The organism is Flavobacterium solisilvae (genome assembly GCF_012911605.1).
Classification (GTDB): Bacteria; Bacteroidota; Bacteroidia; order Flavobacteriales; family Flavobacteriaceae; genus Flavobacterium; species Flavobacterium solisilvae.
This window is the reverse complement of record NZ_JAAMPT010000207.1, coordinates 89,719-111,838: the sequence shown is the minus strand read 5'-3', so window position 1 is coordinate 111,838 and position 22,120 is coordinate 89,719. Positions and strand designations below refer to the sequence as shown.

At 32.6% G+C, this 22,120-nt stretch carries 24 protein-coding genes; 5 read left to right on the top strand and 19 right to left on the bottom strand.

The window, feature by feature from the left end:
• Positions 1 to 41 precede the first annotated feature (41 nt).
• The 5 genes from G6042_RS09295 (at position 42) to G6042_RS09275 (ending at position 4,741) form a co-directional block, all read left to right on the top strand.
• Complete coding sequence (locus tag G6042_RS09295) at positions 42 to 755, top strand: tRNA1(Val) (adenine(37)-N6)-methyltransferase (RefSeq protein ID WP_169524161.1); 714 nt, start codon at positions 42 to 44, stop codon at positions 753 to 755.
• 97 nt (positions 756 to 852) lie between these two features.
• The gene (locus tag G6042_RS09290; RefSeq protein ID WP_169524160.1) at positions 853 to 1,581 is read left to right on the top strand and encodes a hypothetical protein; all 729 of its coding nucleotides are present in this window, start codon (positions 853 to 855) and stop codon (positions 1,579 to 1,581) included.
• 219 nt (positions 1,582 to 1,800) lie between these two features.
• Entirely contained in the window at positions 1,801 to 2,979 is a 1,179-nt protein-coding gene (locus G6042_RS09285) for an acyl-CoA dehydrogenase family protein (RefSeq protein ID WP_169524159.1), read from the top strand.
• A 259-nt stretch (positions 2,980 to 3,238) separates the two neighbouring features.
• Positions 3,239 to 4,021 (top strand): DUF3050 domain-containing protein, encoded by a 783-nt coding sequence (locus G6042_RS09280; protein WP_169524158.1) that lies wholly within the window; start codon positions 3,239 to 3,241, stop codon positions 4,019 to 4,021.
• A 3-nt stretch (positions 4,022 to 4,024) separates the two neighbouring features.
• Positions 4,025 to 4,741, top strand: a complete 717-nt coding sequence (locus G6042_RS09275) for an SGNH/GDSL hydrolase family protein (RefSeq protein ID WP_169524157.1) — start codon at positions 4,025 to 4,027, stop codon at positions 4,739 to 4,741.
• A 3-nt stretch (positions 4,742 to 4,744) separates the two neighbouring features.
• Here G6042_RS09275 and G6042_RS09270 read toward each other — a convergent pair whose 3' ends face one another.
• The 19 genes from G6042_RS09270 to G6042_RS09180 form a co-directional block, all read right to left on the bottom strand.
• On the bottom strand, positions 4,745 to 5,758 hold the full coding sequence (locus tag G6042_RS09270; RefSeq protein WP_211161668.1) for a hypothetical protein: 1,014 nt from the start codon (positions 5,756 to 5,758) through the stop codon (positions 4,745 to 4,747).
• A 3-nt stretch (positions 5,759 to 5,761) separates the two neighbouring features.
• Positions 5,762 to 7,369 (bottom strand): NAD(P)/FAD-dependent oxidoreductase, encoded by a 1,608-nt coding sequence (locus G6042_RS09265; protein ID WP_211161667.1) that lies wholly within the window; start codon positions 7,367 to 7,369, stop codon positions 5,762 to 5,764.
• Positions 7,347 to 8,864, bottom strand: coding sequence for a polyamine aminopropyltransferase (locus G6042_RS09260; RefSeq protein ID WP_169524156.1), 1,518 nt, complete (start codon positions 8,862 to 8,864; stop codon positions 7,347 to 7,349). The genes G6042_RS09265 and G6042_RS09260 overlap by 23 nt, the downstream gene beginning before the upstream one ends.
• The gene (locus G6042_RS09255; protein WP_211161666.1) at positions 8,857 to 9,066 is read right to left on the bottom strand and encodes a DUF350 domain-containing protein; all 210 of its coding nucleotides are present in this window, start codon (positions 9,064 to 9,066) and stop codon (positions 8,857 to 8,859) included. The genes G6042_RS09260 and G6042_RS09255 overlap by 8 nt, the downstream gene beginning before the upstream one ends.
• Positions 9,067 to 9,081: 15 nt before the next feature.
• Positions 9,082 to 9,264, bottom strand: a complete 183-nt coding sequence (locus G6042_RS09250) for a hypothetical protein (protein ID WP_169523976.1) — start codon at positions 9,262 to 9,264, stop codon at positions 9,082 to 9,084.
• 9 nt (positions 9,265 to 9,273) lie between these two features.
• Positions 9,274 to 10,479, bottom strand: coding sequence for a DUF4178 domain-containing protein (locus tag G6042_RS09245; RefSeq protein ID WP_169524155.1), 1,206 nt, complete (start codon positions 10,477 to 10,479; stop codon positions 9,274 to 9,276).
• Between the two features lie 8 nt (positions 10,480 to 10,487).
• A complete protein-coding gene (locus G6042_RS09240) occupies positions 10,488 to 10,850 on the bottom strand; it encodes an S-adenosylmethionine decarboxylase family protein (RefSeq protein WP_169524153.1) in 363 nt (120 codons plus the stop codon).
• 97 nt (positions 10,851 to 10,947) lie between these two features.
• On the bottom strand, positions 10,948 to 11,280 hold the full coding sequence (locus G6042_RS09235; protein WP_169524151.1) for a 2Fe-2S iron-sulfur cluster-binding family protein: 333 nt from the start codon (positions 11,278 to 11,280) through the stop codon (positions 10,948 to 10,950).
• Between the two features lie 27 nt (positions 11,281 to 11,307).
• A complete protein-coding gene (locus G6042_RS09230) occupies positions 11,308 to 11,766 on the bottom strand; it encodes a hypothetical protein (RefSeq protein WP_169524150.1) in 459 nt (152 codons plus the stop codon).
• Positions 11,747 to 11,956, bottom strand: coding sequence for a hypothetical protein (locus G6042_RS09225; protein ID WP_169524149.1), 210 nt, complete (start codon positions 11,954 to 11,956; stop codon positions 11,747 to 11,749). Before G6042_RS09225 ends, G6042_RS09230 begins: the two co-directional genes overlap by 20 nt.
• Positions 11,957 to 11,973: 17 nt before the next feature.
• Complete coding sequence (locus G6042_RS09220) at positions 11,974 to 13,032, bottom strand: NAD(P)/FAD-dependent oxidoreductase (protein ID WP_169524148.1); 1,059 nt, start codon at positions 13,030 to 13,032, stop codon at positions 11,974 to 11,976.
• A 253-nt stretch (positions 13,033 to 13,285) separates the two neighbouring features.
• The gene (locus G6042_RS09215) at positions 13,286 to 13,525 is read right to left on the bottom strand and encodes a NifU family protein (RefSeq protein WP_169524147.1); all 240 of its coding nucleotides are present in this window, start codon (positions 13,523 to 13,525) and stop codon (positions 13,286 to 13,288) included.
• 68 nt (positions 13,526 to 13,593) lie between these two features.
• Positions 13,594 to 14,724 carry an Mrp/NBP35 family ATP-binding protein gene (locus tag G6042_RS09210; protein WP_169524146.1) on the bottom strand — a complete coding sequence of 377 codons (1,131 nt, stop codon included), beginning with the start codon at positions 14,722 to 14,724 and terminating at the stop codon, positions 13,594 to 13,596.
• A 148-nt stretch (positions 14,725 to 14,872) separates the two neighbouring features.
• Complete coding sequence (locus tag G6042_RS09205) at positions 14,873 to 16,171, bottom strand: TolC family protein (RefSeq protein WP_169524145.1); 1,299 nt, start codon at positions 16,169 to 16,171, stop codon at positions 14,873 to 14,875.
• An 81-nt stretch (positions 16,172 to 16,252) separates the two neighbouring features.
• On the bottom strand, positions 16,253 to 18,685 hold the full coding sequence (locus G6042_RS09200) for an ABC transporter permease (RefSeq protein ID WP_169524143.1): 2,433 nt from the start codon (positions 18,683 to 18,685) through the stop codon (positions 16,253 to 16,255).
• Positions 18,686 to 18,718: 33 nt separating this feature from the next.
• The gene (locus tag G6042_RS09195; RefSeq protein WP_169524141.1) at positions 18,719 to 19,504 is read right to left on the bottom strand and encodes a head GIN domain-containing protein; all 786 of its coding nucleotides are present in this window, start codon (positions 19,502 to 19,504) and stop codon (positions 18,719 to 18,721) included.
• Positions 19,505 to 19,530: 26 nt separating this feature from the next.
• On the bottom strand, positions 19,531 to 20,232 hold the full coding sequence (locus tag G6042_RS09190; protein ID WP_169524139.1) for an ABC transporter ATP-binding protein: 702 nt from the start codon (positions 20,230 to 20,232) through the stop codon (positions 19,531 to 19,533).
• A gap of 23 nt (positions 20,233 to 20,255) precedes the next feature.
• Positions 20,256 to 21,701 carry a S41 family peptidase gene (locus G6042_RS09185; protein WP_169524137.1) on the bottom strand — a complete coding sequence of 482 codons (1,446 nt, stop codon included), beginning with the start codon at positions 21,699 to 21,701 and terminating at the stop codon, positions 20,256 to 20,258.
• A gap of 2 nt (positions 21,702 to 21,703) precedes the next feature.
• Positions 21,704 to 22,120, bottom strand: coding sequence for a hypothetical protein (locus G6042_RS09180; RefSeq protein WP_169524135.1), 417 nt, complete (start codon positions 22,118 to 22,120; stop codon positions 21,704 to 21,706).

Sequence of the window (22,120 nt, the reverse complement as noted above, 5' to 3'; positions counted from 1 at the left end):
AATTCACTTAATTTCTTAATGGTTTTAATTTTCTAAAATAAATGTCAACATTCAATTTTAAACAATTTTCTGTTCAACAAGACAAATGCGCCATGAAAATTGGAACCGATAGCGTGTTACTTGGCGCTTGGTGTCCAATTGACAACAATCCTTTTTCGATTTTGGATATTGGCGCTGGAACTGGCGTTTTATCATTGATGCTAGCACAAAGAAGTCATGCCGAACAAATAGACGCACTTGAAATTGATGAAGATGCATATGAACAATGTGTAGAAAACTTTGAAGCTTCGCCTTGGAGCGATCGATTATTTTGTTTTCATGCTGGTTTGGACGAATTTATTGAAGAACCCGAAGATGAATATGACATCATCATTTCCAATCCGCCGTTTTATTCAGAAGATTACAAAACCGATAATTCTCAAAGAGATTTGGCTCGTTTTCAAGATGCAATGCCTTTTGAAGAATTGGTAGAAGCTGCGGATTTACTTTTGTCGGAAAATGGAATTTTTGCCATAATCATTCCTTATAAAGAAGAAGAACGTTTTATTGATTTGTGTACCGAAGTAGAATTATTTCCAGTGAAAGTTACTCGCGTTAAAGGTTCACACACAACTCCGATTGTTAGAAGTTTGTTGGCTTTTAAACGATTTGAATTAAGCACATTAACAGCAGACGAATTGGTAATTGAAATCAACCGACATGAGTATACTGATGATTACATCAATTTGACGAAGGATTTTTACCTTAAAATGTAATTATCAAATCATTAAAGGAATCACAATTAACAATCCTTTATCATTTAGCATCACTTAAATCAGATACTTTTAGAACTGAAAACTAAAACTGATTCACTTGAAGCAAAAATTACTTTTACTCCTTTTCTTTTTTACTTTTTTGAACTGCTTTTCTCAAGACAGAAAAACAATTCATGGAAAAGTTGTTTTTAACGAAATGGCAATAGAAAAAATAGATGTTGTCAATCTAACCATCAAAAAAAGTAGCACTACTGATGCAGAAGGAAATTTTAGCATAGAAGCCAAAGCTGGCGATGAACTTTTTGTATTATCCAATGATTATTATGACATAAAAATTACACTTGAAAAAAAGGATTTTACGTCGGAAAAATTTATCATCAGTTTAAGCAAAAAACCCATTGAGCTTAAAGAAGTTGCCATAACTAAAGTAGAAAAAGTTGGTGTTATTGTTTCGCCCGAAGAAATACGGATGGCTAAACTTGCTAAGTATGAAAATAGTCCAAAAGTCTTAGGTGTTTACACTGGAGAAATGCCTTATGGTGTTGATTTTGTTGGGCTTTTTAAAAAAATATTCAAGTCAAATAAAAAGAAAGATAAAGAAGGAACATCAAAATTTGCTTCTTTTAAAGAATATGCAGTTTCTAAATTTGATGTCAACGAATTTTTTTATAAAAAATTAGACATAAATCTTGAAGAACTTGATTTATTCATGGCTTTTTGTGAAAATGACGATAACTACAAAGCCATTATGCAACGTGAAGACACGCTGGAAACTTTGGAATTTCTAACTACTAAAAACGAAGCATTCAAAAAACTGGAGCGATAATTCAACACCAAGTTCTAGCCCAGATAGAAGTGAAAATCCTTTTTATCTCGTTCTCAAAACGAGATAAAAAGATTGTAACGGATAGCTGGAATCAGCTCCAAAAAATAACAATTGTTAAAGTGAAACTCAAATATGTTTTATTACCTTTGCAAACGTTTTCGTAAAACATTTTTTTATAAATATCAATGAGATTGCTTCGTGCCTCGCAATGACAAAACTATGAAACCAGATTTATTTCAAGCTCCAGATTATTACTTGTTAGACGATTTGCTAACAGACGAACATAAATTAGTGCGCGATTCTGCTCGTGCATGGGTAAAACGTGAAGTTTCGCCAATTATTGAAGACTATGCACAACGTGCTGAATTCCCAAAACAAATCATTAAAGGTTTGGGAGAAATTGGTGGATTTGGACCATATATTCCAGAAGAATATGGCGGCGCAGGTTTAGACCAAATTTCGTATGGATTGATTATGCAAGAAATTGAAAGAGGCGATTCTGGTGTTCGTTCAACATCATCGGTTCAATCGTCTTTGGTGATGTATCCTATTTGGAAATTTGGAACGGAAGAGCAAAAAATGAAATATTTACCAAAATTAGCCACTGGAGAATTCATGGGTTGTTTTGGATTGACTGAACCAGATTATGGCTCAAATCCAAGTGATTTGGTTACAAACTATAAAGATATGGGCGATCATTATTTATTGAATGGTGCCAAAATGTGGATATCAAATGCACCGTTTGCAGACATTGCTGTAGTTTGGGCAAAAAATGAAGAAGGAAGAATTCACGGATTAATTGTAGAACGCGGCATGGAAGGTTTTACAACTCCAGAAACACACAACAAATGGTCGCTTCGTGCTAGTGCAACAGGCGAATTAATTTTTGATAACGTAAAAGTTCCAAAAGAAAATTTATTACCAGGAAAATCTGGACTTGGCGCACCAATGATGTGTTTAGATTCGGCTCGTTACGGAATTGCTTGGGGTGCAATTGGCGCTGCAATGGATTGTTATGACACGGCTTTGAGATATTCTAAAGAAAGAATTCAGTTTGGAAAACCAATTGGTGGATTTCAATTGCAACAAAAAAAATTAGCCGAAATGATTACCGAAATCACTAAAGCTCAATTGTTAACTTGGAGATTAGGTGTTTTGCGTAACGAAGGAAAAGCGACTACAGCTCAAATCTCGATGGCAAAAAGAAACAATGTAGATATGGCAATAAACATTGCTCGTGAAGCACGTCAAATGCTTGGCGGAATGGGAATTACAGGCGAATATTCGATTATGCGTCACAGCATGAACTTAGAGTCTGTAATTACTTATGAAGGTACGCACGACATTCACTTGTTGATTACCGGTGCTGATATTACTGGAATTCCAGCGTTTAAATAAAATTCCAATTATTTTTTGGAGCGAACAGCTTGGGCAATTCAGCAATCCGTTTTCCCGCTTTTCTCTCCAATCTTTTTCTTTAAAAAAGAAAAAGGATTTCCGTTTCAATCGGGGCTAAAAAAGGTTTCCATTTTAACTCTTAGATTAAACAATAAATAAAATTGATATAAAATGCTTCTCCATTTCGAGAAGCATTTTTACATTTGTAGTGAAGTATAATCCAAAAAGAATGTTACTTCGTATTTAATTAAAAAAAGCTATGACAATTCTTGAAATAAACACTAAAATTCAGCCACAAAAACAACAGTTATTACAACATCCGTTATACGAAAAAGTAAAAACCATAGACGATTTACATCAGTTTTTAGAAAGTCATGTCTATGCCGTTTGGGATTTTATGTCGCTGTTGAAAGCGTTACAAAGTAAACTAACGTGTACTACAACACCATGGTTTGCTTCGGAAAATCCTGAAACAAGATATTTAATTAACGAGATTGTTCTAGCAGAAGAAAGCGATTTGACATTGGACGGAAAACGTTTAAGTCATTTTGAAATGTATGTTGAAGCTATGCAAGATTGTGGTGCAAATACAATTGAGTTGAATACTTTTTTGCAAAATGTAATTGACACAAAAAATGTTTTTATTGCTATAAAACAAAGTAATCTTCACCAAAACATAAAAGACTTTCTTGATTTCACTTTTCGTGTCATCGAAGAAGGAAAAGCACACAAAATTGCGGCTGCTTTTACTTTTGGAAGAGAAGATTTAATTCCGAATATGTTTACTGAAATCTTAAAAAGTTTCCAACAAAATTTCCCTGAAACCGATTTGTCAAAACTAATTTATTACTTTGAAAGACATATCGAACTTGACGCTGACGAACATGGTCCGATGGCAATGCAAATGATTACAGAACTTTGTGGTAATGATGCTCAAAAATGGCGCGAAGTGAAAGAAGTTTCCATCGTAGCTTTAGAAAAAAGAATTGGTCTTTGGAATGCAATTGAAGAACAAATCGAGAAAACTGTTGAAATAGTTTAGCCAATGAAACATTTTCGCTCAATAGTATCAATTTTTTTGATTTGCACACTTTTTTTCGGTTGCAGTGCGGAAAGTGATACAATTATTGAGGATGAAACTCCAGTTGTTATTTCTAAAACTTACCGTTATTTAGCACTTGGCGATAGTTACACTATTGGACAAAGCGTTTGTGAAACCTGCCGATTTCCTATTCAGTTAAAAACAAAACTGAAGCAAAGTATGCCTAGCCCAGACAATATTTTGACTGATATTATAGCTCAAACAGGCTGGACAACGACCAATTTAAAAAATGCCATTGCATCACAAAATCCAACAAATAACTATGATTTAGTAACTTTGTTAATTGGCGTAAACAATCAATATCAAAACAAACCTTTTAGTTTGTATGAACAAGAATTTCCTGAATTGGTAAACATCGCAATTCAAAAAGCCAAAGGCAACAAGAATAATGTTATTGTTGTTTCCATTCCAGATTATGCTTACACACCATTTGGAAACGGAAATGCAACTATTTCAAGTCAAATCGATACTTACAATTCTTTTGCAGAAAATTATTGCATTCAAAACAATATCACTTTTGTGAATATTACTGACATTACACGGGAAGGTTTAGCGCAACCTACTTTAGTTGCTAATGATGGTTTACATCCATCAGACTTGGCTTATGCCAGATTTGTAGAACGAATTTTTCCAAAAGCGAAAGTGATTTTGGGATTGTAAAATTTATTGTTTTTTTGACTTCCAAATAAATCCATCCAATAAATAATGAGTAAACTGAGGCACGGTTAATAAAGGAACAAGTATAAACTGCCAATTTGAAAAATCAAAAGTTGTCATTGAAAATTGCTCATTCCAAACAAAAATCTCCCATAAAAACTCTTCTGAAAAAGCTATAATCAAAAGGATTACTACAAAAATAAATACACCTTTATATTGTTTTAACATACTTAAAAAGCCCAAATCTGCTTTAGTTTTTTTCTCAATTTCGTTCAAATAAATCAAAGCCATGTAGGGAATTCCGTGAGAAACAACGTTTAGTAAAGTAAAAACCAAATCGTTATTAAAGTAAACTATTCCAAAATACCAAGAAAGCATAGTTCCAATAATAATAGCATTTTTTGGGATATTAAAATAATTTGATTTTATTGAATTGTAGACAGTTCTAACGATATAAAATATTACTATCGCAAAATAAATCCATGTAAGAACTTCAAGTAATTTTTCGTTTTCGTACTTCAAAAATTCGTTTTCTACAAACCAATTGAACTTTCGTTTTGGCGATAAAAACCAATACAACATAGGATAAACAGTGGCCGAATAAATTATCAAATTATCAATCCAAGCAAAGGTCTTATCTTCATTTCTAGCATACAATCTCATAAAACCATATTGCTGGCGAATGAAATGAAAAACAGCTACATAAGCCAAAACCGACCAAAATACCTGACTACCAAATAGAAATAAAATAAAACCTAATAAAAAACAAAAAATGGGTAATCCAATATACAATTGTTTTCTTCTTTGAAATTCTGAGGCGACAAAATAGGTTTTAAATAATGTAGAATAAACATGAGCAACATCAATAAAAACAATTAAAAACAACCAAGTGTAAAACGAATAACTTTCTTCGATTTCGGTTAACCAATTTTGGAACAAGAAAACAATCGTCAAGACGATAAATGATGGCGCAAGTATAAAAATACCGTCGGTTTTGGCTTTATGTATCCAAGGTTGCATTATTTAGATTATTTTATTTACAACATTAATTCCTTGATGAAAAGCTTCTTCAAAAATAGATATTCCCGATAAATCCGAATGTGCAAAATAGATCTTATCATCAATAGATTGAGCTGCTTTTTGTTTGCTTTCGCCAAATAAAAATCCGTTTTTAGGGCTAATCATTCCGTGACCTAACAAATGAATATCTATACTTTCTGCTACTTCTTCAATATTAGGATGCGCAATTTTTAAATCTTCAAATACCAAATTCTTCCAATATTCTTTTGGCTTTTTATAGATTTCTCTTCTGCTTTTTCCACAATCAGATGAGGAGAAACTGTAGTAATACGTAATCACTTTTTTATCCTGAATTTGTTGCAACGACTGATGTTGATCGTAAATATATCCCAATCCTTTTGAACCATGAGCCACATTATCCCAACACAACGGAAAACTAAAATTATCGGTCAAATCGGAAACTACTAATGTTGCTAAAAGCCAAGGTGCGTAATGAAAATCTTTGGTGAATTCTTTTCTGTCGTCAAATAAATATTGATTTACAAATTGTGGCGTTGCCATAATAATTTTATCGGCTATAATTTCAATGGAAGTTTTTGTTTTATCATTAAAAACCAAGGCTATTGCTTTACCGTTTTCAATTTTAACTTCATAAGCCAAGTGATTTTGCAATGTTTTTCCTTTGGAATATTTTTTTAAATGATACGTAAGTCTCGCATTTCCTTCGGGCCAAGTTAAAACGTTATCATTTTTATCTTGCGTACTGTTTTGTTTTCTCGCAGCAAAATAATGAATTCCGGCGTAAGCAGAAACGAATTCAATTCCTAAACCAAAATCATCTCTGCAACAATAATCTACATAAACCAAAAGCGGATTTGATTTAAAATTTTGTTGTTCCAACCATTCTTTCATGGTTAGTTTATCCAATCTTTTTACCTCATCATTTTGAGAAGATAAAGCCATTGGAATATTAAACCAATATAATCCAAAATCATCTTTTTTGGTTCTAAAATCATCCATCATCGAAAAAAACCGAAGTAATTCTGCGTCTTCTTCTGCTGAATTACCAACTTTTGGAACTATTCCTTCTTGCCAGTTATTTTTGTAGAATAATCGTTCATCTGGAGAAAACGTTAGTTGGGTTTCATCAAATTCTGGAAATCCTTTTTCATCATAACCCAAAATAATTTTTTCCTCTTCGAGAAATTGCAGCAACTCTTTATCTTCAATGTTTGGCAAAGGCAAATAATGTGCGCCAAGAGGAAATTTAGAATACTGATTTTCACCATTGGAAGAATTTCCACCCAAATGATTTTCTAATTCGACCAACAAAAATTCGGAAATTCCTTTTTTAGAAAGCTGTCTTGCAGCAGACAATCCTGTAATTCCTCCACCAACAATTAAATATGGAATAGAAATTTGCTTAGAAGGTTTTGGAAAATTCTTAACGCGAAGTTTATGTCCTAGAATATGATTGGTTCCCGACAATCGAATTAAAAGCGTAATTACTTTTTCTTTACAAGCATTAAGAAGCGGAACAATCAGTAAAGTTGCACCTAAAAATTTGAAGAAATTCCTTCTCGAACTGCTATAATTTTCCCCATTCTTCATCGAAATAGCGTACTAAAACTTGGTTATCTAATCGATTAATTTCAATGTCTTTTGAAATCATATCTTTGGAAAAATAATTGAATTTTTCAAACTGATAATTGTAAAATCGCAATCCGTCAACGGTTCTATTGACTTTATTGAAATTAGTCCCAAAACCATTTATGGCAATAGTAAAACCCCATTCTCCAAACGATGGAACATAAGCATGATAGGCATCAATCTGAGGAAAAACTTGCATAACAGTTTTGTTGATACACCAAAATGATTTTGGAGCAAAATAAGGTGAAGTCGTTTGAATTACAACAACTGCATCCATTGAAAGCAGCTGTTGCATCGTGCTATAAAAATTCAATGAATACAATTTACCCAAACTGTAATTAGATGGATCAGGAAAATCAATAATTACAACATCAAATTTTTCTTTAGTTTCTTTTGCCCAAATGTAAGCGTCTTTATTGTACACTGTAACTTTGGAATTATTCAAAGCATTTTTATTGAAATCAACCAATACCTGATTGGTTTTGAACAACTTGGTCATTCCTTCATCCAAATCGACCAAAGTTACTTTTTTTACCTCTTTATATTTTAAAACTTCTCGAACAGCCAAACCATCGCCACCGCCAAGAACTAGTACATTATCCACTTTTTTAGCCATTGACATTGCTGGATGAACCAAAGCTTCGTGATAACGGTATTCATCGGCAGAACTAAATTGGAGATTGTTGTTTAAATACAATCGGTAATCGCTTTTATTGTGGGTTAAAACGATGCGTTGGTATTGCGTGGAATTAGTGTAAATGATGTTTTCTCCATATAATTTACCTTCAGAATACGAAAGAATATTTTCGGAGAAAAAGAACGTTACCAACAAAACTATAAAAGAAAAAATAGCTTTAGCTCTTAGCAGTTTTACCTTTTTTAATTCCGATTTTAATAAATAACAAAGGACAATGGCAATGGAAATATTAATCATTCCGAAGAATAATGACGTTCCCATAATTCCAAGTTTTGGAACTAAAATCAACGGAAAAAGTATGGATGCTAATAAAGCTCCGATGTAATCAAAAGTAAAAACATTGGAAACCAATTCTTTGAACTCTACTTTATCTTTAAGAATGTTCATTAGCAATGGAATTTCCAATCCGACTAGACATCCAGTAACGAAAACCAAAAAATAAAGAATGAATTGAAAAGCAAAAGCCGTTTCAAACAACAGAAAAAGAACCACCGAACTCAATCCGCCAATTAATCCAACTAAAATTTCGATTTCAACAAAAGTATTGAGTAGGTTTTTGGTAATGAATTTTGAAAAATACGAACCAATTCCCATCGAAAAGAGATATACTCCAATGATGAAAGAAAATTGTTTTACTGAATCGCCGAGTAAATAACTTGCCAAAGTTCCGGCAACTAATTCATAAACTAGTCCGCAAGTAGCAATGGTAAAAACAGCAAAAAGTAATAAATATTCAAATTTTAGGAATTTATTACCCATGAATTGCCGCACTAATAATCATTGAAATTCCAATAATTAAGGCTGCGAAAACGATAGCAACAGCAACATTATTTTCTTGAGTAATTTTTTTCCAAGTATTTTCGGGAGTTATTTTTTCAATTATGAAATAAGCAATAAAAAGTATTACAATTCCAACAGCAGAAAACACTAATGAGTTGATAACAAGATGTGATATATTCATGATATTTATTTTTAGTTATTTATGATAAAAACGATTAACCGTACTTCGTCCTGAATTGGTTGGTTTATATTTTTCGGTTGATTCACAATCGCAAAGTCTATTACCTTGTGTTGTGTAATAAACAAATATTCCATAGAAACACAAACCAATTAAAAAGGCTAAATAATTTTCTTTGATAAAATTTGACACTTTTTCCATTTTCAATTTTTAATATTCACCCCATCTTTTATTTTCAAAATATTTGGACCAATAGTACATTCCGACGGAAACAATTGCCATGAAAATAAATACCATATAAATATTTCTATTGGACGGTGCATTCCAATTGGCTTTAACCGAAATTAAACTATTTACAACATCTTCTGGCGCTTTTGATGGTGTTATCGTTAAATGATATTTTCCCGCACCAACACCACAAATATTAAAATTTTCAGAAGTACTTCCTTCAGTCCAATTTTCGCCATCGGTGTAGCCGTGATAATATTCAACATCTTTTGAGGCATAAATTTCTTCGTTAGTGTTTTCGTTTACCAAAGCAATTTGAACATTTGCCCAAGAATTATTTACATTAGACGAAACCGAAATTTGCAATGGCGCCGAACTTCCTTTTAACTCAAAAGATGGACTAACAAAGTCTTTTGAAGTATAGTTTTCAAATGGAATTGAAGTATTTAAAACCTGTTGTTCTACTCTATCTTGATTTAAATACCAATGCGTAAAAATGATTAAAAAACCAACTGCACAAAATGTCAAGACCAAATTTCTAACATTAATAAAGAAAGGTTCTACCATTCCAATCTCTGATTTTGATGGTATTGCCGATGTGTTGAATGCTTTTTTTACAGCACTTCTCGAAATATGTTTGCCGTAAAATGCGGTTTGCTCTTTGCCAAATTTTTCAAATGACAGAATAAATGGAGGATTTATGTATTCTATTAATTCTATTTTGTTCAAAACATTAAAATCAAAAAAACCAGCCGTATAATCAAGTTTTGGATAGTAATAATCAAATCTATCATAGGTTTTATCCAAATAGTCAACCGTTAATGGATGATTACCTACTTTTTTTTCAAACTCAATTTGTTCTAAGAGTATAAAGTTTCCAGATGATTCTGAAAGATATAAAAATTCTTCTTTATCATTTTGCAATACATATTCAATCCATCGAATATTATAGTCACCGCTTTTAACCAAAAAACCAATGATTGTATATACACTTCCATGAAATTCTGCTTTTTGACCAATAGAAAAGGCGTTGTTGTAATCAACTTTTTTGTGTCTTTCTTTAAAAACAAAATCGTTAGAATCATTTCTACTATAAATAGTTGCACAATTTGGGCAGGAAAAATAAGAAACCTCAATTTTTACATCGAGTTTGGTAACCGTATTACAATGATAGCAAGAGAAATCCATACTCAATTTTATCTATTAATTTCAAAATCTTTTAAAACAATTGCCTTAAAAAAGGTTACAAACTCATTGGTAATACTTTTTACTTTTTGAGTATTATCTTGTAAATAATTACACAAGTAAACATCTAATGTAAGCTGCTTAAATTCAGGCCAAGTATGAATACAAATATGAGATTCTTTTAAACAAATAGCAATGGTAAAACTATTATTTTCAAAATTGTGGGTAATTATTCCAACTTTTTCAAGCTCAAAATCTTGAATAATTTTTTCAGAAAAATCAACAAAAGCATTACTGTTGGTTAGCAAATCTACCTCATCTACTTGAAGTGTAACTAATTTATGCAATCCTGGAGAATAGGTATTTTGATCCATTAAAAGTAAAATCCCAATTAATTTAGTGAGATATTCTTTTATACGTAAGTGTTAAAATTTTGTTACAAAAAAAGCAAGAATTTCATCTCGCTTTCTATTATTGTTCAGGTGCAATTTCCAGTTCCAAACCATCAATTTCTTCGGTAATACGTATTTGACAACCTAGTCGTGAATTGTCTTTAACATGATATGCTTCCCAAAGCATTGCTTCTTCATCTGGATTTCGTTCTAGTGAAATGACATCGTTTAAAACGTAACATTGACACGAAGCACACATTGCCATTCCTCCACAAACTCCAACGGTTCCTTCTTCGGCTAATTCATACATTCGAATAACTTCCATGACGTTTAAATTCATGTCGGTTGGCGCTTGAATTTCGTGAGTTTGCCCGTTTCGGTCGGTGATTTTTAGGGTAATATCTTGCGGCATTTTATTTAACTGTCTGAATTACAATTTCTAAATATTTCTTTTTTTGTTTAACTGTTGATAATCTAACAAATCTTTCAATCTTCCTGAAGCAAGTTTATTCTTCATTAAATCTTCAAAATCAATATAAGGAACTTTGAAATCTTTTTCATTTATCCAATCACAATGACTTTTACTTTCGATAAAATTTAATCCGGAAACTTTGGTTAAGACTTCGATTTTTCTGGGTTCAACACCCATACTCCAAACATCAAATTTATCACTAAAAAATTCCTCAAGTGAAAAAATTGGCGCACCAAACTCTTCGTAAACTTTTTTTAATTTAGAATAATTTTCTTCATTTTGATTTACCCATAAGTCCATATCTCCTGTACTTCTTGCATAACCATGGAGTATCACAGCGTAACCACCGACAAGTAAAAAATCTACATTGTTCTTATCTAAAAGTTGTAAAAAGTCTAAAAAATCTTTATTGAATAGATTCGGCATGTTTTCTAGCAGAAATTATAGTTCTATCTACTTTTTGCTCAGGAGTTGAATTAAAAATGGAATTAATAATATCACATGCAAAATTCAAGCGTTCTAAAGGAGATTTATCATTGTAAAAAGTTACATGATCATCAGCTTCTTCAAAAGTTAATTTAGCGGCAACGCTTCTATCCATTTTTATAGTGTCCATACTACAAATGTAAAAATTTATTCAATCGATTTTACAACTGCTTTTTCCGCTTCTTTTCGGGTTCCATCAAAACCATCAACTCCAGAAACTGTTGTATATTTTAATACGTATTTTTTTCCAGGATTTAATCTATTGTAAACACTTTGACACATTAATGTTGCTTCGTGAAAACCACAAAGAATTAACTTTAATTTTCCTGGATACGTATTCACATCACCAATGGCGTAAATTCCGTCGATATTCGTTTGATAATCTAAAGCATTGTTTACTTTGATGGCGTTTTTTTCTATTTCCAATCCCCAATTGGCGATTGCTCCCAATTTTGGTGTTAATCCAAATAACGGAATAAAATAATCCGTTTCCACGTTCATTCTCGCTCCGTTGATTTCAATATCTACTGATTCAATTCTTTCTGAACCTTTGAAACCAATAACTTCTGCTGGTGTAATTAGTTTTATTTTTCCTTCTTGCTTCAACTCTTGTACTTTATCTACTGAATCTAAAGCGCCACGGAATTCGTTTCTTCTATGCACTAAAGTTACCGATGAAGCTACATTGGACAAAAAGATTGACCAATCTAATGCTGAATCGCCACCACCAGAAATCACTACTTTTTTTCCTCTATATTTTTCTGGATCTTTTACAAAATAATCAACGCCACGATCTTCTTTTTCGTAAAATTCTAAATCTTTTAGAATTGGTTTTCTTGGCTCAAAAGTTCCTAAACCACCAGCAATTGCAATCGCTTTTGCATGATGTTTTGTTCCTTCATTTGTAGTAACAATAAAGCTTCCATCTTCTAATTTTTCTATAGTTTCGGCGGTTTCTCCAAGGGTAAATCCTGGTTGAAATTGTTTGATTTGTTCCATTAAATTGGTTACTAAATCTCCAGCTAAAACTTCTGGGTAACCTGGAATATCAAATATTGGTTTTTTTGGATATAATTCTGCCAATTGTCCGCCAGGTTGTGGCAAAGCGTCAATAATATGACATTTTAATTTTAATAATCCGGCTTCAAAAACGGCAAAAAGACCTGTTGGTCCAGCACCAATGATGAGTATATCTGTTGTAATCATTATAAAAGTTTATGGGTTTATGTGTTTAGAAGTTTATGCATACAAAAGTCTAAAACATAATTTTTTTATTATATGACATTTGTCAGTTCATGGGTTTGCGTTAGGGATTTCTTCACTTTACATTTATTTAATTTGGAGTTCAGAGAACTTAGTTTGCAGTGAAAATCCTTTTATTTTTTTCTTTAAAAAATAAAAGATTGTAACGGAAAGCCCGACCTCGTTTTTTTTTGAACGAGGTAACGCCATAATAAAATTAAGCTACGTTTTCTACCGTTTCAATTTGTGGCGCATACTTTTTTATGGTAGTTTCAACGCCAGCTTTCATGGTGCTGATGCTTAAACTACACGATGTGCATGCGCCTTGAAGACGAACTTTTACGTGTTTGTCGTCGTCTATAGAAACCAAGCTAATATCGCCGCCATCAGAGTTTAAAAACGGTCTGATTTCGTCTAATGCTTTTTCAACGTTTAAGGTTAATTCTTCGTTTGTCATATTTTTGGATATTTGGATTTTCAGATGGCTAGATTTCTGAAAATCTAACAATCCGACTATCTATAAATCTATTTTTTTACAGCAGAACATCCTGCCATTGTTGTTATTTTGATTGCTTCGGTTGGAGCAAGATTTTCGTTTCTGTACACTACTTCTTGCACCACGTTTCTGGCTATTTCTTCGTACACTTTTTCTAATGGTGAAGCAGTTTGCAATGCTGCTGGACGACCATAATCTCCAGCTTCGCGAATGCTTTGCACCAATGGAACTTCGCCTAAAAATGGCACTTGTAAATCTTCTGCAAGATTTTTGGCGCCTTCTTTTCCGAAGATGTAATATTTGTTATTTGGCAATTCTTCTGGTGTGAAATACGCCATGTTTTCAATAATTCCCAGAACTGGAACGTTGATAGCTTCTGATAAAAACATGGAAACTCCTTTTTTGGCATCGGCTAAGGCTACGGCTTGTGGCGTACTTACAACCACTGCACCAGTAATTGGCAACGATTGCATTATTGACAAGTGAATATCGCCTGTTCCTGGTGGTAAATCGATTAGCATAAAATCTAATTCGCCCCAATCGGCATCAAAAATCATTTGGTTTAACGCTTTGGAAGCCATTGGTCCACGCCAAATAACGGCTTGACTTGGTGAAGTAAAAAACCCGATGGAAAGTAACTTTATTTCATAGCTTTCGATTGGTTTCATTTTTGACTTTCCGTCAACTTCTACAGAAATTGGTTTTTCGTTTTCTACATCAAACATGATTGGCATACTTGGACCGTAAATATCGGCATCAAGAACACCAACTTTGAAACCCATTTTAGCCAAAGTAACAGCTAAATTAGCTGTAGTTGTAGATTTTCCAACACCACCTTTTCCAGAAGCTACGGCAATAATATTTGAAATTCCCGGAATAGCTTTTCCTTTGATTTCGTTTGGATTTTCTTTGGCTTCAACTTTGATATTTACTTTCACGATTGCATCTGGAGAGAATTTTTCGTGAATTAGTTTTTTAATATCGTCTTCGGCACGTTTTTTTATATGCATTGCTGGTGTTGCAATCAGCAAATCTATTGTTACCTCATCGCCAAAAATAAGTACGTTTTTAACTGCGCCACTTTCGACCATATTTTTTCCTTCGCCAGCAATCGTAATAGTTTCTAGTGCTTTTAGGATTTCTTTTCTATCTAGCTTCATCTTCTTGTTTAAAAGTTTATGAGTTTAAAAATTTAAAAGTTGATAGACTTTTTATTTAAACTGAATATGAATTGCAAAGATACTACGAAATGTTTGGAAACAATAGTTAAAGAATTGAAAATATTTATAGTTTGATTGGGAAAATTCGCTACAACACTTTTCCTTGAATTAAATTGATTTTGATGTCAGTAAACTGGATTTGTAATTGATTTTTGAGTAAATCATATTCAGCAGAAAGCAATTGATTTTTAACTGCCGAAAAAACAATGGCATCAATAACTCCCGAAGTATATTTTGATTGTGATGTTCGAAAAGAAGCATCGGCAAAGGTTTTCATTTCTTCTAATTTCTTTTCCAATTGTTCAAAATTGACTTTATTTTGGGTTTCGATATCGATTTGGTTTTTGACTTTTAGCTTTTCTTGCTCAATGACAAGTTTCGATTTTTCAGCTTCAATCTTGGTTGCCGAAACTCGACGATTGTTTCTAAAACCATTGAAAATTGGCACATTTAATTGAAGTCCGAGTTGATGATTTTTATTATCGCTAATTTGCTTGTTGAAATTATCTACTATAATATCAGGTTGGTTTAATGGCTTATAGTAAAAGGTTGAAAATCCGTAAAAGGTTGTCAACGTTGGTAAATTATTAGCTCGTTCCAATTTTGTGTCTTTCAAACTACATTGATAACCGAGTTCGGCAGCACGAATTTTTGGATTATTTTCAACGGAATTTTCGGCAGCATTTTTATCCATAAAATGTTCCAAAACAACTTCAGCTATAGTAGGATTTTCTACATTCATCAATTGAAAAAGTTGTTTTTTTTGTACCAAAAACAATTGTTCTGTTTGTAAAATCCTCATTTCTTCTTGAGCAAAACTCAATTGCATATCATACAAATCGCTTTTGGGTTTGCTCCCAATTTCGACTTCTTTTTGCACACGATTTAAGTTAAATTGTGCATTCTTGAATTGTTCTTTTTGGATTTTGAGTAATTCTTGTGTAAAAAGTGCTTGATAATAACTTTCCACTATTTGGAGTTGGTATTCGTTTTCGATTACGGCTAAATCGGCTTTGGATTTTTCGATGTCGATTTTTGTTTTTTGTGCATTGGCGAAAGCTTTGAAGTTAATCAAATTCATTTGTGCATTCAAAAAGAAATTGTCGTTTTGAATATTCGAACTTATTCTTCCGTTGGTTGATGGATCGATGGTTGAACCAAAATTATAACTTTGATTTCCAGTAAAACCAATAGACGGAAGCATTTGGTTTGCCACTGAATTGTGTAATTTTTGAGATTTTTTAACTTGAAGTTGACTGATTTTTATGTCAATCGAGTTTTTCATGGCTTCGTCAATGCATTTCTGCAATGGCCAGGAATTGTCCTGACCAAATACAGAAAAACAAAATGTATAAATGAAAACTAGTAAAAAAGCTTTTTTATTCATGCTATTATTTTTTGCCACAGATTTCACGGATTAAACGGATTTGACTTTTGAGGTTGAAATTGATTTTTGAAATTGTACTTGTTACTCGTATTTCAGGTATTTCAAAACATCCAATCTCGTGGCTTGATACGCTCGCGAAAGCACAACTATCAAAGTTAAAATCAACAATACAATAAACCCAATTACAAATGGAACGAAACTAATTTCTATTCGGAAGGCAAAATTTTCAAGCCATTTTCCGAGTAAATAATACACTGGAAAAACAGCGATTAAAAATCCGATGATGCAGAAAATCACATATTGTTTTGACAATTCTTTTAGTAAAACATTGGTTTCAGCACCGAGTGTTTTTCTAATGGCGATTTCCTTCATTCTTCTTTGGATTGAGTATGAAGCCAAAGCAAATAATCCAAAAATGGCAATTAAAATCACGATGAAATTTAACAGTGAAAATAGGTTTCTTTGCTTCACATAAGTTTCATACGTTCTGGCGTAAGCTTTATCCACAAAATCGTATTCAAACGGATAATCAGTATCGACATTTTTTGTCCAAAATTTTCCAATATCGGCAATGGTTTGTTCCATGTTTTTTCCATCTACTTTTACGTGAATTCTACTAGCATTACCAAGCATCCAATCGATGGTTTTGAAGTGAAAAAACACCATTGGCGGTACTTCTGCCTGTGGGCTATACAAATTAAAATCTTTTACAATTCCGACAACTTTCAACTTTTTACCGTTCCATTCAACTTCTTTGCCAATAAGATTTTTTTCTTTCATTTGCTTCATGGCTGTTTCATTGACTAACATAGTATTAATGGTATCCGAAGCCAGTTTTTCAGAAAGATATCGTCCTTCTTTTAACCCAATTTTCATCATTTCTAGCATTCCAAAATCAATTCCCATATTTTGACCTTGAACTGTTACGCCATTGTAGTCATAACTTGAAGATGAACCCGAACCATTTCCAAAATCAAATGCTCCAGTTGCCACTTGCTCAACGCCTTTAATTTTTGAAATTTCATCTTTAATCATATAGTAACGACTGAACAGCTTTTGCTTATAATCTTTTTCTTTCCAATCATAAACGTTTCGATAGCGAATAGAAAGTACTTGTTCGCCTTTAAAACCTAAATCTTTGGTGTTTAAAAATTGCACTTGTTGGTAAACTATATACGAACCGATGATGAAAAACGTTGCAATGGCAAATTGCATAATCAACATTCCGTTTCGTAACCAAATACCGCTTTTGCTTCTGCCAAAATTACCTTTCAGCACTTTTAACGTTTCAAAATTTGAAACATAAATCGCTGGAAAAACTCCTGCAACAGCTATGGTAAAAAAGAAAATCAAGACCAATTGCAAATAAAATTGTTCGCCATGAATGATTAATTTTTTATTCAAAAATTCATTATAATAAGGCAACGAAAGCTCAACAATTACTAAGGAAAGTAAGATGGAAAACAAGGTTATCAATGTTGTTTCAAAAATAAATTGCTTGATAATATTCATTTTTGACGCACCAATAATTTTTCGAACACCAACTTCCTTGGCACGTTTTATGGCATTTGCCGTTGCTAAATTGATATAATTTACGATGGATAAAATCAAAATTAAGATTGACAAACCAAGCATAATCAGTAAGAATTGATAATTTCCTTTGCCTTCGGCAAAACCATCGGTTATGGAATGTAATCTTGATTTTGACAATGGTTCCAAGGTAAACATTGTGCTTTCGTTTCCGTTTTTTTTCAACCATTCTTCTGGAGTAATTCCTTGCTCTTTTGCCCATCGTGCCACTCGATTTTCGAACATGATTTTTTCCATTCGGGCAACAACTTTTGGAGCGTCATCTGGATTTTTAAGTTTTAACAATAATCCGTGATTAAAATTTCCCCAATGATCGATGTTTTCTTGTAATTTTGGCTCAATCAAATTTGTAACCGCTTCTGGCATCAATGAAGATTTCCCAGTAATTTCATAAACACCACGGATTACAAAAATTCTTCCAGAATAACGCACTTCTTTACCTATTGGATCTTCATTGCCAAAAAGTAAATCAGACGTTTTTTTGGAAATTGCCATACTGGCATTGTCTTTTAAAGCTGTTTTTGCAGAACCTTTGATAAAAGGAAAAGGAAAAAATTCAAAAAAATTATTTTGAGAGTCCGTTACTTTTACAATTTCTTTTTTGTTTTTATACTGAATTATTTCTGTATAATACCAATTTTCGAGGTAACAATAAGCTTCTAATTCGGGAAAATCTTTTTCGAAATAGGTTTTTAGTGGCGCAACATTGCTTGCCCAATACATATCGGGAGCAACTTGACTGATAGATTGAAAAACTTTGTCTTTATTAGGATTCCAAGCGTTGTAACTTTGTTCGTCGTTCCAATACAGAATAGCAAAAATTAATCCTGCGATTCCGATACTCAATCCTAAAACATTCAACGCTGTGAACAGTTTGTTGTTTTTGATTTGATATAAAAATAGGTGTAGCCAGTTTTTTAGCATGATTTGTTCGTTTTTTGATGATGATTTTGATGATTATCTTTTATTTACTGAACCCGATGAACTTTTGTCTGTGTTTACTTGTGACGGATTTCCATAATAATTAACATCAGCACTTGATGAAGCTGCAGCATCCAATGATTTTGTAACGGTAAGCGTAACATCGGCTGAACTACTCGCTTTTACTTTTGCATTTTCCACTGTTAAACCTTTCAAATTACAATCTCCAGAACTGCTAGCTTTTACTTCAAGCAAAGTAGCTTTTCCGTCTAAAGAAACATCGCCCGAACTACTTGCTTCTACATATATCGTTTTGGCATTGATATTTCCTTTCACATCGCCACTTGATGAAACATCGGCTTTAAAATCGGAACAATCAAAACTTCCTGAAATACTTCCAGATGAACTTGCCGCGATTTCCAATTTTTCAGTCGTATTCAAATTTTGAATTTTGATACTTGCCGAAGAACTGGCTTTGATTTCAGATAATGATTTTCCTGTTACATAAACTTTTATAATAGTAAAACTTACGCCGTTAATAGTTCTGTTTTTCCATTTTTTTGATTTTGGCTTTTTAGCATTATCCGTATCGACGAAAATTTTTAAAGTTTCGCCTTCTACTTCGGTTTTAATCATTTGCAATCTTTCGTTGTCATCCGTTTCAACTTTTATGCTATTAGAATTGGAAACCGTGTATAAAACTTCAATCCCTTGTGAAGCTTTCAATTTTGAAAAATCGCTTACGTTTCTGTTTTCAGAAACTTGTGCAAAAGCGATTAAACTAGCTAATAATGAGGTAATCGTTAGGATAAACTTTGTCATGATTTTATGTTTTTTAAATTATTGTTTTAAGATACAAAAACATCTACGTTTCTGCTATTTGTTTTTTCAGAAAGCACCATTCCGTCTTTCATTACAATTGTTCTTTGTGAAAATGACGCATCATAATCAGAATGTGTTACCATAAGAATAGTAGCTCCGCCAGCATGCAAATCAGTCAATAATTCCATGACTTCATTTCCGTTTTTACTATCCAAATTTCCCGTTGGTTCATCGGCTAGAATAATTTTTGGATCGTTAATCAACGCTCTTGCCACGGCAACTCTTTGTTGTTGTCCACCCGAAAGTTGTTGTGGATAATGCTTCAATCGATGAGAAATTCCAAGTCTTTCGGCAATTGCTTCTACTTTTTTCTTTCTTTCCGACGAAGGAACATCATTGTAAATCAATGGCAATTCGATATTATCAAATACCGAAAGTTCGTCAATCAGATTAAAATTTTGGAAGATGAAGCCAATATTTTGCTTTCTGATTTTTGATTTTTCCTGTTCCTTAAGACCAATCATTTCCTGATTTAATAATTGATAACTTCCGTTTGTTGCACCATCTAAAAGCCCAACGATATTTAGAAGTGTCGATTTCCCACTTCCTGATGCACCCATAATGGTTACAAATTCTCCTTGATTGATTGTGATTGAAACTTCGCTAAGTGCTTTTGTCTCTACTTCTTCGGTTCTGAAGACTTTTGAGATTTTTTCGATTTTTATCATGACTGTTCGTTTTTTGATTGATTTTATTTTTTCTTTTGAAATGTTTCTTCGGCAAATTCTACCCATTCATAGTCAGAAATTGTATCGTCCATATAATAATCTGGTTGAATACCTTTGCCGTCAATTGCCATTTCGGGAATTCGATAGCTTTTTGACAAACAATACCCTAATTCAATTTTTCCGCAAGGCGATTTGACAAAATGCATATTGGAAATATCCAAAACTCCCATCGTTGTTGTTCCAAAAAGTTTTGTTTTACTGCTTTGTTTTGCTGCTAACAGAAATTGTTCCGCTGTACTTCCATTGTTACCATTTATCAAAATGGCGACATTTTCTGGATAATTATGTATCGTATCTTCAGTTTGAATAAATACTTTTTGCCCAAGAAGATTGACAAATTTTCCCAAATTGTTATTCATTTTCTTTAAATCTTCTCTTATTTCTTTCTTCTCTTCATCGCTAACATCCGACATTTTCAAAAATCCTTCCATTCGTTGATTATTCAAAGGTGTTGAAAGCATTTCTAATCCTACAGTTCGAATTGGATTAGTATATAAATATGGAATTATCTTGTTGTAACTTCTGTCTGCTCCGCCACCATTTCCTCGAATGTCGATAACCAAATTAGGTGTAGAAATTATTTTTTCGTGATAAACTGTTAGCAAACTATCGATAGCACCTTTTTCTTCCCATGCGAATGAAGGAATACGCAACACCAAAGTGTTTTTTGAATATTCCTGCATTATTGGTTCTCTGGTTTTCATTAACTCCAAATAACTTTTGACAGCATCCGAATCGGCAATGACAGGATTTACACGGTGAAATGCAAATTGACCTAATTTTATATAATTATTTCCTATCAAACTTACTTTATCCAAAGGATATTCAGAATAGTTTCTCAGATATAATTTCCCTGCATATCCTGTTTTATTTTCATTAGGATGCAAGCGAATTTTAACCTGATTTTTTTGCCAACCAGTTCCTGGAGCATCTATTATAAAACCAACATAACCATCTTCTTTTTTAATAACGCCAATCGTATATGAATCCATTTTCCAAATACCTTCAAAGGAATTTTGTTTAATTCCTGACATGTATTTTTGAATTTGTTTCTCTGTCATTGAAACGGTTTCCCAGTTTTTAGTATCAGTATTTGTTGTAGCAATTAGTGTATTGTTTGCATTTTCTTGATGAATATCAATAGAAATATGACCGTTTCTAAAAAACGTTAACCAATCATATAAAGTTCTACCACATTCATTTATATCTTCAATCTTTCTTACCTTTTCCAGATAAATTTGATTGTGTTTTTCATATTCGGCTTTTCCTTTTCGGTCTAAAGCTACCTGAAATCCAGCATCATTTTCTTCAAAAGTTTTCTTTACCCATAGGAAATTCTCTTCACAAGAACAATCTTGTGCAAAAGCATTAAAAGTTAAAAAAAACGCTATTAATACAAACTTTTTCATTACTATTTATTTTTACTTATTTTCCAAGTAACTTCATAATTTCCATTGGCATTTGTTCCTGTAAAAAGCAGTTTGTATTTTTTTCCTTTTTCAAGAATAACGTCTTTCAACAATTCACATTCTTTTGTTGCGCTACAATAAAAATACTGATTTTCTTTTTCATCAATCAATTTGAATTCAAGTCTTCCTGCTTTTATTTTAGAAAAAGCGTGAAAACTAACTTCAACCGTTTCATCAACTTCCAACAAAGCATAACACGAACCTGAATAGGATTTGAATTTTGCGTTGGTAAAATTTTCTCCATTAGCATTAGACCAACTTCTGTCTTTTATATTATCAACAAAGTGAGTTCCACTTGACTTAATGGTTTGTGCATTTAAATTAATTGCACATAATAGTAAGAATACGATACTTTTCAT

What these genes read in the sequence shown, in the direction of transcription:
- G6042_RS09205 (WP_169524145.1), bottom strand. Translation starts at nt 16,171, where the DNA reads ATGAATAAAAAAGCTTTTTTACTAGTTTTCATTTATACATTTTGTTTT.
- G6042_RS09185 (WP_169524137.1), bottom strand. Translation starts at nt 21,701, where the DNA reads ATGAAAAAGTTTGTATTAATAGCGTTTTTTTTAACTTTTAATGCTTTT.
- G6042_RS09215 (WP_169524147.1), bottom strand. Translation starts at nt 13,525, where the DNA reads ATGACAAACGAAGAATTAACCTTAAACGTTGAAAAAGCATTAGACGAA.
- G6042_RS09260 (WP_169524156.1), bottom strand. Translation starts at nt 8,864, where the DNA reads ATGGGTAATAAATTCCTAAAATTTGAATATTTATTACTTTTTGCTGTT.
- G6042_RS09190 (WP_169524139.1), bottom strand. Translation starts at nt 20,232, where the DNA reads ATGATAAAAATCGAAAAAATCTCAAAAGTCTTCAGAACCGAAGAAGTA.
- G6042_RS09195 (WP_169524141.1), bottom strand. Translation starts at nt 19,504, where the DNA reads ATGACAAAGTTTATCCTAACGATTACCTCATTATTAGCTAGTTTAATC.
- G6042_RS09210 (WP_169524146.1), bottom strand. Translation starts at nt 14,724, where the DNA reads ATGAAGCTAGATAGAAAAGAAATCCTAAAAGCACTAGAAACTATTACG.
- G6042_RS09240 (WP_169524153.1), bottom strand. Translation starts at nt 10,850, where the DNA reads ATGGATCAAAATACCTATTCTCCAGGATTGCATAAATTAGTTACACTT.
- G6042_RS09180 (WP_169524135.1), bottom strand. Translation starts at nt 22,120, where the DNA reads ATGAAAAGTATCGTATTCTTACTATTATGTGCAATTAATTTAAATGCA.
- G6042_RS09200 (WP_169524143.1), bottom strand. Translation starts at nt 18,685, where the DNA reads ATGCTAAAAAACTGGCTACACCTATTTTTATATCAAATCAAAAACAAC.
- G6042_RS09285 (WP_169524159.1), top strand. Translation starts at nt 1,801, where the DNA reads ATGAAACCAGATTTATTTCAAGCTCCAGATTATTACTTGTTAGACGAT.
- G6042_RS09230 (WP_169524150.1), bottom strand. Translation starts at nt 11,766, where the DNA reads ATGCCGAATCTATTCAATAAAGATTTTTTAGACTTTTTACAACTTTTA.
- G6042_RS09275 (WP_169524157.1), top strand. Translation starts at nt 4,025, where the DNA reads ATGAAACATTTTCGCTCAATAGTATCAATTTTTTTGATTTGCACACTT.
- G6042_RS09220 (WP_169524148.1), bottom strand. Translation starts at nt 13,032, where the DNA reads ATGATTACAACAGATATACTCATCATTGGTGCTGGACCAACAGGTCTT.
- G6042_RS09235 (WP_169524151.1), bottom strand. Translation starts at nt 11,280, where the DNA reads ATGCCGCAAGATATTACCCTAAAAATCACCGACCGAAACGGGCAAACT.
- G6042_RS09295 (WP_169524161.1), top strand. Translation starts at nt 42, where the DNA reads ATGTCAACATTCAATTTTAAACAATTTTCTGTTCAACAAGACAAATGC.
- G6042_RS09265 (WP_211161667.1), bottom strand. Translation starts at nt 7,369, where the DNA reads ATGAAGAATGGGGAAAATTATAGCAGTTCGAGAAGGAATTTCTTCAAA.
- G6042_RS09250 (WP_169523976.1), bottom strand. Translation starts at nt 9,264, where the DNA reads ATGGAAAAAGTGTCAAATTTTATCAAAGAAAATTATTTAGCCTTTTTA.
- G6042_RS09225 (WP_169524149.1), bottom strand. Translation starts at nt 11,956, where the DNA reads ATGGACACTATAAAAATGGATAGAAGCGTTGCCGCTAAATTAACTTTT.
- G6042_RS09245 (WP_169524155.1), bottom strand. Translation starts at nt 10,479, where the DNA reads ATGGATTTCTCTTGCTATCATTGTAATACGGTTACCAAACTCGATGTA.
- G6042_RS09270 (WP_211161668.1), bottom strand. Translation starts at nt 5,758, where the DNA reads ATGCAACCTTGGATACATAAAGCCAAAACCGACGGTATTTTTATACTT.
- G6042_RS09280 (WP_169524158.1), top strand. Translation starts at nt 3,239, where the DNA reads ATGACAATTCTTGAAATAAACACTAAAATTCAGCCACAAAAACAACAG.
- G6042_RS09255 (WP_211161666.1), bottom strand. Translation starts at nt 9,066, where the DNA reads ATGAATATATCACATCTTGTTATCAACTCATTAGTGTTTTCTGCTGTT.